Below are 12,823 nucleotides of genomic sequence, written 5' to 3'. Positions count from 1 at the left end.
CATTAATCAGCTCATCATCTTCCCGTAGATTTACAGCAAAGAGACCACCGCGTCGAATATTCTCGAACGATTTTAAGTCCGTCTTCTTAACAATACCCTGTTTAGTGGCAAAGAAGATAAACTGATCTTCTCTAAATTCCTTCACTGGAATTACAGCACTGACTGTCTCACCCTTTTCAATTTGAATCAAATTGATAATTGGTGTGCCTTTAGCTGTACGACTCAAATCAGGAATTTCGAATCCTCTTAAGCGATACACTTTTCCCTTACTTGTAAAGAACAAGAGCGTATCGTGGGAGTTCGTGATGCAAAGATGCTCGACGAAATCGTCGTCTTTGGTTCCAATTCCTTGAATACCACGACCTCCGCGCTTCTGGCTGCGATAGGTGGTTACTGGCAAACGTTTCACGTAACCGCTATGAGTTAAGGAAATAACAACTTCCTCTTCTGGAATCAGATCTGCATCCTCAATCATATCTTCGCCAATCGTGATTGCCGTGCGACGGTCATCTCCGAATTTCTCTTTGATGGCATTCATCTCTTCACGAATGATCGAGTAAATTTTATTATCATCAGCAAGAATGGATTTTAATTCAGCAATCTTAATTAAAAGCTCTTGATATTCCGCTTCAATTTTTTCGCGTTCCAGACCAGTAAGGCGTTGGAGACGCATGTCCAAAATCGCTTGAGCCTGTTCATGACTCAACCCAAATCGCTCGATCAAAGCATTGCGCGCTTCTTCTGCCATGCGAGATGCACGAATGAGACTGATGATCTCGTCAATATGATCAAGTGCAATGCGTAATCCTTCTAAGATATGCGCACGCGCTTCAGCCTGACGCAATTCATATTCAGTGCGTCTACGAACAATGACGCGTTGATGCTCCAAGTAATGGTAGATCATTTCGCGTAAATTCAATGTTTTGGGACGTGAATTAACAAGCGCCAGCATATTAACCCCAAAGGTTGATTGCATTTGGGTATGCTTAAACAAATTATTTAACACTACTTTTGGAACAATATCTCGACGAAGTTCAATGACAATACGCATTCCTTTGCGGTCAGATTCATCACGCAAATCAGTTATGCCATCAATCTTTTTCTCACGTACTAATTCTGCAATTTTTTCAACAAGTCTAGCTTTGTTCACCTGATACGGAATTTCCGTTACAATAATGCGGGCTTTCCCATTATTCTCTTCAATATTGGTTTTGGCACGCATAATAATGGAACCGCGTCCTGTTTCATAAGCACGTCGAATACCAGAGTAGCCTAAAATTTCACCAGCTGTTGGGAAATCCGGCCCCTTAATGATTTTCATCAGTTCTGCAATAGTAATCTCAGGATTATCAATCATGGCACTAACACCATCAATGACCTCCCTCAGATTATGCGGTGGTATATTAGTCGCCATCCCAACCGCGATACCTGCTGAACCATTTACTAACAAATTGGGAAAACGAGAAGGGAGAACGGTAGGTTCTTCCTCATGTCCATCGTAGTTTGGTATAAAGTCTACTGTATCTTTATCAATATCCCGAAGCATTTCTAAAGCAATTTTTGAAAAACGGGACTCAGTATAACGCATAGCTGCCGCCCGATCGCCATCCACAGAACCAAAGTTCCCTTGGCCTTCAACGAGCATATATCTCATATTGAAATCTTGTGCCAACCGAACCATGGTCTCATAAATTGCCGTGTCACCATGAGGATGATACTTAGCCATTACTTGACCGACAACGTTTGCTGATTTACGGAAAGCCTTATCAGGAGTAAGCCCCATATCATGCATGGCATATAAGATACGGCGATGAACTGGCTTTAGTCCGTCCCTTACATCAGGTAAAGCGCGACTAACGATGACACTCATCGCGTAATCAATGAACGAGTCACGCATCTCTTGGCTAATGTCAATTTTTGGAAACCGAGATGTTTGTTCTGCCATTTTAGGTTACCCTCCAACTCGAAATTACAACGCTTTATTATAACATATAAGTGCGATTTACGTCCAAACGGCTAGAGTGAAAAGGCGATTTATTATATAAATCCCTCTGTTTCCCTCTGAAAGTTCTTCATGAGTTTTTGCAGGTAGGGGGATACTTTTACATATCAAAATTTCTCACACGATACGTACATCTTGTTCCATAACCTAAGGAGGAGAAGTGTATGCGGTGGTTGAAGGTAGCCTTGGTAGGCTTGCTGTTGATGGGCCTTCTCCCTACTGATGCCAGAGCAATTAGCTCCGAGCATATGCCAATAGAAATCATTATTGATGCGGGACACGGCGGCATAGATGGAGGAACCTCTTATCAAGGAATTTTAGAAAAGGATATTAATTTGCAAATTGCCAAGCTATTGTATAAAGAATTATTGATAAAAGGTTATCAGGTTTTGCTAAATCGCACAGGTGATTATGCTCTTAGCGATGAGAATAAATGGCTGCGTTCTCCCTCACGTCATATTCGTGATTTAGCTCAGAGACGACATTTAGCTAAGGAAATTCATCCACAAATGCTAGTTAGCCTTCACGTTAATTGGTCAAATAGTAAATCTAGCCGAGGCCCGTTAGTCCTTTATCAAAAAAATAATCAAAGCTATATTCTCGCTGATATTATCCAGCACCATTTGGATCACTTGTATAAAACCAAAGGTGAGCCATTGCCTGGAAAGACCTATTATCTACTTAAGCAATCTATATGTCCGACAGTTATTGTAGAGATGGGCTATCTAAGTAACTCGCGTGACCGCCGTTTTCTAGTAAATGAAAAAACGCAAAAACAAATTGCTAGATCCATTCAAGAGGCTATTTCTGAATATATGCTTATTATGAACCAAATTCAAGACCAGGAAACCTGGGATGTGATCGAAGAACCCAGAAAAAAACATAAATGAGCAAAAAAACAGGGGAACAGAAAGTGCTACTCCGCTAATCAGTAGCCTTCCCGTTTCCCCTACATTTGTTAGCCTATGAAGTTTCTTTTTCCTACGTTTTTCCTTGATATTGCTACGTAAAGGAGATCGTAGACAATGCCTGCTTCAACACGTCCGCAGAATGCTTTAGTTTAGCCTTTTCTTCCTCATTTAACGTGATCTCAACAACCTCACGAACACCGCTGCGATTTACTACAGCCGGAACACCTAAATATGTATCATGCAAACCAAACTCCCCCTGTAAAAGAGTGGAGATGGTCAAAATCGAATTTTGATTATATAAAATCGCTTTGGTTAAACGAGCCAAGCTCATTCCAATTCCGTAGTATGTCGCACCCTTTTTCTCGATAATGTGATAAGCCGCATCACGGACATTAATAAAAATCTGGTCTAATTCCTCTTTGTTAGGCCCTACCCCTTGCTTTAAGCATTCTGTAATCGTCTTGCCTCCAATACTGGCCTGGCTCCAAACAGGCAATTCCGTATCTCCGTGCTCTCCCATGATATAAGCATGGACACTGCGGGAATCCACCTCAAAAGCTCTGCTAAGTAAGTAACGAAAACGTGCTGTATCAAGCAATGTGCCAGAGCCGATTACTTTTTCATGAGGTAACCCTGAAATTTTCCACGTTGCATAGGTCAGAACATCTACTGGGTTACTAGCTACGACAAAAATACCCTGAAATCCACTCTCCATGATGCTCGTTACGATCTTATTAAAAATCCTAACATTCTTTTCAATCAAATCTAAACGTGTCTCGCCAGGCAATTGATTTGCCCCTGCTGTAATGACCACAAGATCAGCATCCTTACAATCTGAGTAGTCACCTGCCCAAATCTTCATTGGAGAAGTAAACGGTAGACCATGACTTAAATCCATGGCATCGCCTTCTGCTTTGTCCTTATTAACGTCAATAATAACTAACTCGTTAACAATACCCTGATTCAATAGCGCATAAGCATAGCTGGACCCAACAAACCCAGAACCGATCAGCGCCACCCGTGAAACCTTACGTGTTAGCATACATTTCCCTCCCACTACACAATAGAAATATTTTCTCTATTCTATCCTTACTTTATTCATTCTCATTTTTCATCTTCTAGCTATTCTGTTATATTTGTCAAATTTTAATGTGCATCCTTACTCATTTACAGGAAAAAAAAGCTATGATATATTTCTAACTATATTTGTAAACCAAATCATGATTTTAGTTTACAAAAAAGAAGAAAGGAGATCCTACATGATTTCAACACCCAGCTATGCTGAATTAGCCAGTAAAAATAAAAAATATTTGTGGCATCCCTTTACTCAAATGAAAGACTACTGTGAGAATGATCCTTTAATCATCGAGCGAGGAGAGGGCGTTACATTAATCGATGTGAACAACAAAAAATACTACGATGGGTTTTCCTCTGTCTGGCTCAATGTCCACGGGCACTGCGTACCTGAATTAAATCAAGCAATAACCAAACAATTAGAACTCATCGCCCATTCAACCTTACTGGGTATGGCCAATGTACCAGCGATTCAATTAGCAGAAAAACTAGTCGAGATCACCCCAGAGGGGCTTACGAAGGTTTTCTATTCAGACTGTGGGGCTACAGGTGTAGAAATTGCTCTAAAAATGGCCTTTCAATATTGGCAAAATAAAGGGATCAGCGGAAAAAACCGCTTTATTACGATGAATCAGGCATACCATGGCGATACAATTGGTGCCGTTAGTGTAGGCGCAATCCCCCTTTATCATCAGGTGTACAAACCACTGTTATTCTCTCCCTATACCATTCCTTACCCAAATACATACAGGGAAGAAAAAGATGGAGCGGCACTGGAGCAAACACTTCAATCTTTGGAGAAGCTGCTACAAGAAAAATCGAGTGAAGTCGCTGCGATTATTGTTGAGCCAATCGTGCAGGGTGCTAGTGGCATGATTGTCATGCCAGAAGGTTGTCTAAAAAAGATCGCTGAGCTAGCTTCTGCACACCAGGTTCTTTTTATTGCTGACGAGGTGGCTACTGGTTTTGGGCGCACAGGTAAGATGTTCGCTTGTGAACACGAGGACGTTACGCCTGACATCATGGTCATTGCTAAAGGGATTACCGGCGGATATCTCCCCTTGGCGGCCACTCTTACAACAGATGAAATCTATCGGGGTTTTTATGCGAATTACGAGGAACAAAAAACATTTTTCCATGGACATTCCTATACCGGGAATCCGCTAGGCTGTGCTGTTGCTCTTGCCAATTTAGAGCTATTTAAATCAAAAGGACTGGTAGATAAAGTAGCGGCTGATGCACAGTGGCTCAAACAAAAATGGCCTGCATTTTTAGAGAGAAAGCATGTAGGCGACATTCGCCAGAAAGGTCTGATGATTGGTATAGAGCTGGTGGTAGATAAACAGAAGCGAACTCCTTATCACTGGAATGACAGAATTGGGGTAAAAGTAAGCCAACGCTGTAGAGAACTAGGCTTATTAACACGTCCACTCGGAAATGTACTTGTATTTATGCCTCCCCTCTCAAGTACACGCGATGAACTAACTGAAATGATTCAAATTTTATATCAAGCGATTGTCGAAGTTACAGAGGGTAGAGAAGCATGAGACATACCAACGGCATTTTTATTGCGGGAACTGATACAGAGATAGGTAAAACCATTATTACAGCTAGTTTAGCCGCAGCACTTCTTCAGAAAAATTTGGACATTGGAGTATGGAAGCCTGTGCAATCAGGAGCGCGTGCAATTGACATAGAAAGTGACGCCTCACGCATAAAAGCTCTGGCTGGCTTAGAGGATGCTCCACATGAAATTGCTCCGCTGTCCTTTGTAGAACCAGTTACACCACACCTAGCGGCAATTCGAGAAGGTACCATCTTAACACTCCCTGGCATTATACAGGCTGGCGAGCTTCTTTTTGCTAAACATAAAAATCTGCTGGTAGAAGGTGCTGGTGGATTATTAGCTCCCTTGACAGACACAAAGCTAGGGATTGATCTCATTAAACAGCTTGGTTTCTCTGTTCTACTGGTTGCGCGTGGGGGCTTAGGAACGATTAATCATACTCTTCTCTCCATAGAAGCCCTACGCACAAGAGCAATTCCTATCTTAGGCGTCATTCTAAATCAAACAGAAGCCGCACTCTCTCTGACAGCAATCAGAAAAAATGCTGACTACATTGAGGATTTTGGTAAAGTTCCCGTTCTGGGGCTGTTTCCCTATCTTGCGGAGCCAATCACTAAAAATCAACTTATCGAAGTGATAGAAAAGCATATTCAGCTAACACCCATTCTACGCGAATTTCAAGATTAGTTCCTGCTTTATGAAAATGATGAAGTAATACTCTTGAGGGGGATTTGTGCTATGAGTACATCAGCTATTGGCTCTACATATGATTGGTCTATTTTGGCTCAAAAATCTATAGCTGGCGAGCTTCTCGCCAAGGAAGAAGCTCTAAGCGTTTTACAAGCGACCGATGATGAATTATTGCCTATCCTGCAAGCCGCCTATCAGGTACGCTATCGCTTTTTTGCCAAACGAGTGAAGTTAAACATGATCATGAATGCGAAAAGCGGGCATTGTCGGGAGGATTGCGGATATTGCTCTCAATCAAGTCGTTCGTCAGCACCTATTGAAAAATACACAATATTAGACAAAGAAACTCTGTTAAAAGGGGCACAGGAAGCGATCACGCGAAAAGCGGGAACTTATTGTATCGTGGCCTCTGGTCGTGGACCAACCGAGAGAGAATTACAACAAGTAATCGATGCAGTAACAGAGATTAAACAAGCCTCATCATTAAAAATTTGTGCCTGTTTAGGATTGTTAACATCAGAACAAGCGAGTCGTTTAGCGGCCGCTGGGGTAGATCGCTACAACCACAACATCAATACAAGCAAAGAGAATTATGCTGCCATCACTACTACTCATACCTACGATCAACGGACTGAAACAATCGAACATGCAAAAACAGCCGGAATGTCTCCTTGCTCAGGAGTCATCATTGGGATGGGAGAAACACTGGAGGAAATTGTAGAGATGGCTTACACTCTGCGGGCAATCAATGCCGATTCTATTCCCATTAATTTTTTAAATCCGATATTGGGAACTCCATTAGCTCATATGGAACGAAATACACCACGTTTTTGTCTGAAAGTAATCGCCTTGTTCCGTTTTATTTGTCCGACCAAAGAAGTTCGGATCGCGGGTGGGCGCGAGCTAAACCTTGGACACCTACAGCCTCTAGCATTATACGCCGCTAATTCTGTATTTGTTGGTGATTATTTAACCACTGCTGGACAATCGATACATGCCGACCATCAAATGATAACAGACATGGGCTTTGAAATTGAAGAAAATGCATTTGCTAACGACCACGTACATGAATAGATATCCCCAGTTGCGGCATGAATTAGAAGAGTTGCATCGTTTGGGGCTTACACGCAGTCTTCGTCAAACCGAATATGTGGCTCAAAGCCAAGGAACATGGATTGTAGCAAACGGTCAAAAATTACTGAACCTCTCTTCTAACAATTACTTAGGATTATCATATGATCCTCGGATACTACATTCATGGGAAATGACATCGCAATCCCTTGGAGCAGGAGGCACCTCATCCCGTTTGGTCGTTGGTAACTTTTCATGTTACGACCATACGGAGAAAATGATTAGCCGTTGGAAGGAACGGGAGGCAACCCTGTTATTTGGGAATGGCTACATGGCTAATTTGGGCTGTATCACTGCACTGCTAGATCGTCATGGAGCTGTTTATAGCGATCGTCTTAACCATGCCAGCATAGTAGATGGTACGATTTTAAGCCGGGCCGACCATTATCGTTACCGTCATAACGATTATGAGCACCTACAGTATCTCCTGCAAAAACATAAGGGAAACCACCGACGAAATGTAATTGTTACTGATACCGTCTTTTCGATGGATGGCGATAAGGCTGATGTAGAAGAGCTGGTAAGAATCAAACATGATCATGATGTATTTTTAATGGTGGATGAAGCACATGCAGGCGGTGTTTACGGGGAATCAGGTGCTGGTTTATGTCATCAATACGGCGTTCATCAAGAGGTAGATATCCTGATGGGAACATGCAGTAAAGCTCTTGGTTTATATGGGGCATATGTATGTGCTGATCAAGTAGTAATTGATTACCTGGTCCATACCTGCCGTCCGCTCATTTATTCAACCTCGCTACCACCTGCTGTAGTCTCAGCCATTGGCCAATCTGTTGCCATTGTTCAACAAGAGGATTGGCGCAGAAAGGAGCTTTACCGAAAGAGTAAACAATTCCGCATGAAGCTACAACAAGCTGGTTTGCATGTCCCTGCCGGAGATTCTCCCATTGTGCCTCTGCTGCTTGGCGATAATCAGACAGCCATTCAATTTAGCAAGCGTTTAGAGCAAGAGGGAATTTTAGCTGTAGCCATACGTCCTCCAACTGTTCCCGAAAATTCAGCTCGCATCCGTTTTTCCCTAATGGCAACGCACTCAGATGAAGATTTAGCTTGGGCAACGGGCAAAATCATTCGGACAGCAATAGAACTTGGAGTGATTACATGAGAACCAATGAAACGATTCTTTGGGTACCAGGTTGGGGAATGCCGTCTTTCATCTGGAATAACTGGCAACAAAGCTTACCCGAGTATCATCATGTTTCTGTCGACTTCTCTCACTCGGACTCTCCCTCTGCTTTTTATCAAAAGGTGGAAGAAGCCTATTTTGGAAATCAACGAAAACGCTCTTCTCCTGTCTCAGTTGTTGGCTGGTCATTAGGCGGAATGTTAGCACAGCATCTAGCTAATACCTTCCCTGTCCAAAGTCTTGTCCTCATAAATACCACAGCGCGTTTTGTCCGTCATCAAACAGAGAACCAGCTAGGCTGGCCAGCGACTTCTCTTGTTCGTATGAAACGATTGGTTAGAAAAAATCGACATGAGGTGCTAGAACGCTTTTATCAAAGCATGTTTCCCTCATCAGAGAAAAGGCTTGCCCTTGAAAAAAGCCGTATCTTGCTTCAGCAATGTAATTGGACAGAAGAAGCTTTGGTAGCTGGGCTTGAAATTTTACTCTCAGCAGACTGCCGTCCACTTTTAGCTGACATACATTGTCCTTGTCTACTCTTCCATTCCTTGCATGACCCGGTTATTCCCTATGCAGCAGGACTGGAACTAGCAGAGTCTTTACCAAATGCTACAACTCTTTCCCCTGACTACCAAGGTCATTATCCATTTATAGCAGATTCTTCTTATCTAAATAACGAAATAAGGAGGTTTCTTCGTGCCAAATAAACTGCACATCCAACAGCGATTTAATCGAAAAGCCAGCTCCTATAACCAGCATGCAATTGTGCAAAAGCAGATGGCCGATCAACTCCTTCAATCGTTTCAAAGTGAATTTTCCTTCTCCCAAGCACTTGAAATTGGTTGTGGAACAGGGTATCTCACTCAGAAAATGCTGGCTCACTCCCCCTCGCTACGAAGCTATACTGCTCTCGATCTGGCAGATAAAATGCTAAAGCAAACAGAGCAAGCCATTCGAGAAAGCCAGCAATTCATGATTCCAACAGCTCTTCAATTCATATGTGCTGATATTGAAGAATGGGCTAAGACTGCACCTGAATCAAGCCATGACCTGATTCTATCGAATGCTTGCTTTCAGTGGCTCCACTATCCACAGAAAACCCTCTCTTTCTTGCACAGAATTTTGCAGCCTGAGGGACATCTGTTATTCTCAACATTCGGTCCTCTTACTTTCCATGAGCTACACGATTCCTATGCTGCAACGTATGCTAATCTGGGAGAAAAAGCTCGCCGGCATATTCTTCGTTTTGAAAGTTGTTCCGCATGGACTTCTTTTTTAAAGAACGCTGGTTTTCAAAATATAAAGGTCCACGCTTATTCCAATACACTTTATTACTCCACCGTTCTTGATTTTTTACGCTCTATTAAAGAAATAGGGGCTACTGTTTCTTCCCCTACGCATGGCTTAGGAGATAGACGATTTCTATTACCGATGATGAATTATTACAAAGATACGTTTCAAAAGGACCAGGGGATACCGGCTACCTATGAGATTTTCTTATTTACGGCTAAAAAATAATACGCAACACTATCATATTCGGCATACAAGTAAAAAAGCAGAACCTCAGGATCATCCCCCTGAAGTTCTGCTTTTCGCATGAAAAATAGCTTATTGTTACGAATTATTGTGATCCAAGACAATTTTACTGTAGGAACGAACAGTCATAAAGTAGTATCCAACATAGATAACCAGATACACTCCCATACTCACCAATACAGGCGTCAAGATGTTCACTTTAAACATTGCCGACATCGTATTAAGTGCAAACAAGCTATGACTAATTCCCAAGAGAAGCGGTCCTCCAAAAATAAAAGCTATCTGTTTACTAATGGCCTCTTTGCTCTCACGTTTCGTAGCACCAATCTTGTGTAGAATTGTATAGTATTTCTTATCGTTATGAGCTTCTGTAAGTTGTTTGAAATAAATGATTGAGCCTGTCGCAAGCATGAAGACTAATCCAATGAATCCACCAATAAAAACCATAACCCCTGTTGCTTCCATCAGAGCTTGGTATTGGGTATAAAAATCCTTTAGCTTCTCGCCCTCCGGCATCACTTTATGCAGGTTTGCAGACAACTCACTTGCTTTATATTGATTTTCAACATTTATGTTTTTAATCACGTAAGGCTTTCCAAACTCCTGAGCTGCTTGATAGTCAGCGTCAGATACGACAAAGGTCGTTTTCCCTAAATTGCTTACTGCCACTTTCTTAGCATCTACTAAGGTCAAGGTTTTTACTTGATCTCCTAGCTTGTAAGACACCTGCTTGTTAAGGATATCGCTTTGAAACATTTTGTCGTAAAAACCGTCCATTATTACCATTTCACCGGGTTTAACCTCTACAGACTCCCGATTCATAGCTTTAGCCAATTCATTATATTTCGATTGACCTAATAAATACATTCCCTCGGAGGTGAAATATTGTAGGGAGAAGCCTGCCTTCTTCTCATCCTGTGTCTTTACAACGATATAAGGTACTTCTGTTTCCAATTGGATTGGGTTCTTATCCTTAGCATTTGCAAAGGCTTTTTCTACTTCGTTATTCCACTCCTTACCATCCTTATGATAGGAATAACTATACGGATTACCCTGTGCCGTTGCATCATTGACATTGAAATAGAAGGTCGCTGCCGTTCCAACTGCACAGATTGTAATCGTACTTACCACAGTAATAGTAGCAAGCGCAGTGGCATTTCCTTTAATGCGATATAGCAATTGACCTTTACTTACCATGCTTAATCCATTGTAGAAGGACCGCTTATTTTTACGTGCCCGTTTAAAGTAAAAGATCATGAAGTAATGGAACAAGATATAAGTTCCTAGCACAGTACCACCAATAATATAAAAAGCTACTAAAACATCAAAGTAATTCATGAAGGTCGCCGCTAGGAAATAGGCAGAACCAATCAGAAATACAGAGAAGAGTGCTAGAATAACTGAACCCTTTGGAACGGTTTCTCCTTCCTGTTCAGCACGGAATAGCTCAATTAATTTAAAACGGTAAATTAATATATAGCCCTGTAGCGATGTAAAGAGAATCAGAACAAAAAACACGGTAGCTGTTTGCTTGATTGCTTCTAACGGAATTTCGAAGTTTACCTGCATATCAATATTCATGAGATAAACGAGTAAGGACAAGAAAGCTTTCGATAAAAAACCACCCAGAATAATTCCTACGATTAAAGCTCCAACTCCTAGGAAGAGGTTCTCAAAAAAGAGCATCATTCCAACTTGTCTTTTTCTAACCCCAAGTAACGAATAAAGACCAACTTCCTTTTTCCGTTTGCGAGTAAAAAAGCTATTTGAATACACCATAAATATAGCTACAAACAATAAGAGCAAACCACTAGAAAATTCAAATGCTTTTTTTACATATGGATCTCCACCGCTTACTTCAGCAATTTGCGTATTAAATTGCAAGGACATAAACGTATAGTAAATAACAATACTAAAGATCATGGAGACGAAATAAATCAGATAGCTTTTCATGTTTCGTCTCATATTGCGTAAAACGAGATTAAATAGCGTCACTCATATCACCCCCAAGCTCAGCCAGCACATCCATAATGCGTTGGAAGAACTCTTTTCGAGTTTGTGTACCCTTTTTTAATTCCATTGAAATTTTTCCGTCTGTAATAAACAAAATGCGTTCACAGTAGCTTCCTGCATTTGCATCATGAGTAACCATTAAAATTGTCGCTTGTTCCTCTTGATTTAATGTCTGTAAGCATTGCAACAGGTCAGCCGAGGATTTGGAATCAAGAGCTCCGGTAGGTTCGTCTCCAAAAATCAAACTTGGATTCGTGACAATCGCCCGAGAAGCTGCACAACGCTGTTTTTGTCCCCCGGAAATTTGGTATGGATACTGCTCTAAAATGTGTTCAATTCCAAATCTTTTAGCAATATCCTCTACGCGTTTATCAATTTCCTTCGCCTTTACCTTTGTCAGGGCTAATGGTAGTGCTATATTCTCACGTACTGTTAACGAGTCTAGCAGATTGTAGTCTTGAAAAATAAAGCCTAGCTTCGTGCGACGGAACATTGCCAACTTGTCTTCCTTCATTTTGACAACATCACTTCCATCAATCAGGATTTCCCCAGATGTAGGCGAATCAATCGTAGAAATAATATTAAGCAGCGTAGTTTTACCTGCGCCTGATGGTCCCATGATTCCAACAAATTCACCCTGCTGTACATCGAAACTAACATGGTCTAATGCTGTATAGCTATTTGTCTTTCCTCCGTATATTTTGGAAGCATTCTTTACTTGCAACACTTTTTGCATGTCATATCGTCCCTTT

The 12,823-nt window shown here is 41.5% G+C and carries 11 protein-coding genes (1 of these 11 cut by a window edge); 7 read left to right on the top strand and 4 right to left on the bottom strand.

Going from position 1 to position 12,823, the window contains the following annotated elements:
- Window positions 1-1,945, bottom strand: the 5' portion of a protein-coding gene (gene gyrA / locus GOP56_RS16015) for a DNA gyrase subunit A (RefSeq protein WP_163246052.1). It extends 602 nt beyond the left edge of the window; only the first 1,945 of its 2,547 coding nucleotides appear in the window; its start codon is at window positions 1,943-1,945; its stop codon lies beyond the left edge, outside the window.
- A gap of 221 nt (window positions 1,946-2,166) precedes the next feature.
- Between gyrA and GOP56_RS16010 the strand changes: the two genes are divergently transcribed.
- Window positions 2,167-2,892, top strand: coding sequence for an N-acetylmuramoyl-L-alanine amidase family protein (locus GOP56_RS16010; RefSeq protein WP_163246051.1), 726 nt, complete (start codon window positions 2,167-2,169; stop codon window positions 2,890-2,892).
- 112 nt (window positions 2,893-3,004) lie between these two features.
- On the opposite strand, the gene GOP56_RS16005 is transcribed toward GOP56_RS16010, so the two are convergent.
- Window positions 3,005-3,955: an L-lactate dehydrogenase gene (locus GOP56_RS16005; RefSeq protein ID WP_003333963.1), complete on the bottom strand. Its 951-nt coding sequence runs from the start codon at window positions 3,953-3,955 to the stop codon at window positions 3,005-3,007.
- Window positions 3,956-4,133: 178 nt separating this feature from the next.
- On the opposite strand from GOP56_RS16005, the gene bioA reads away from it, so the two are divergent.
- From bioA to bioC, 6 genes are read left to right on the top strand one after another with little or no spacing between them, the layout of a single operon-like run.
- Window positions 4,134-5,534, top strand: a complete 1,401-nt coding sequence (gene bioA / locus GOP56_RS16000) for an adenosylmethionine--8-amino-7-oxononanoate transaminase (RefSeq protein ID WP_371807973.1) — start codon at window positions 4,134-4,136, stop codon at window positions 5,532-5,534.
- Window positions 5,531-6,241 (top strand): dethiobiotin synthase, encoded by a 711-nt coding sequence (gene bioD, locus GOP56_RS15995; protein ID WP_163246049.1) that lies wholly within the window; start codon window positions 5,531-5,533, stop codon window positions 6,239-6,241. The genes bioA and bioD overlap by 4 nt, the downstream gene beginning before the upstream one ends.
- Window positions 6,242-6,292: 51 nt before the next feature.
- Window positions 6,293-7,318, top strand: coding sequence for a biotin synthase BioB (gene bioB / locus GOP56_RS15990; protein WP_163246048.1), 1,026 nt, complete (start codon window positions 6,293-6,295; stop codon window positions 7,316-7,318).
- A complete protein-coding gene (gene bioF, locus GOP56_RS15985) occupies window positions 7,287-8,501 on the top strand; it encodes an 8-amino-7-oxononanoate synthase (protein WP_254068740.1) in 1,215 nt (404 codons plus the stop codon). The genes bioB and bioF overlap by 32 nt, the downstream gene beginning before the upstream one ends.
- Entirely contained in the window at window positions 8,498-9,229 is a 732-nt protein-coding gene (locus GOP56_RS15980; protein ID WP_163246047.1) for an alpha/beta fold hydrolase, read from the top strand. The genes bioF and GOP56_RS15980 overlap by 4 nt, the downstream gene beginning before the upstream one ends.
- The gene (gene bioC / locus GOP56_RS15975) at window positions 9,219-10,040 is read left to right on the top strand and encodes a malonyl-ACP O-methyltransferase BioC (protein ID WP_163246046.1); all 822 of its coding nucleotides are present in this window, start codon (window positions 9,219-9,221) and stop codon (window positions 10,038-10,040) included. The genes GOP56_RS15980 and bioC overlap by 11 nt, the downstream gene beginning before the upstream one ends.
- 96 nt (window positions 10,041-10,136) lie before the next feature.
- Here the strand turns inward: bioC and GOP56_RS15970 are convergent, their stop codons facing one another.
- Window positions 10,137-12,053: an ABC transporter permease gene (locus GOP56_RS15970; protein ID WP_163246045.1), complete on the bottom strand. Its 1,917-nt coding sequence runs from the start codon at window positions 12,051-12,053 to the stop codon at window positions 10,137-10,139.
- On the bottom strand, window positions 12,040-12,807 hold the full coding sequence (locus GOP56_RS15965) for an ABC transporter ATP-binding protein (RefSeq protein ID WP_003333972.1): 768 nt from the start codon (window positions 12,805-12,807) through the stop codon (window positions 12,040-12,042). Before GOP56_RS15965 ends, GOP56_RS15970 begins: the two co-directional genes overlap by 14 nt.
- Window positions 12,808-12,823 lie beyond the last annotated feature (16 nt).

The organism is Brevibacillus sp. 7WMA2 (genome assembly GCF_010748895.1).
GTDB lineage: Bacteria > Bacillota > Bacilli > Brevibacillales > Brevibacillaceae > Brevibacillus_B > Brevibacillus_B halotolerans.
The sequence above is the reverse complement of the archived record's forward strand: the minus strand, read 5'-3'. Positions and strand labels throughout refer to the sequence as shown.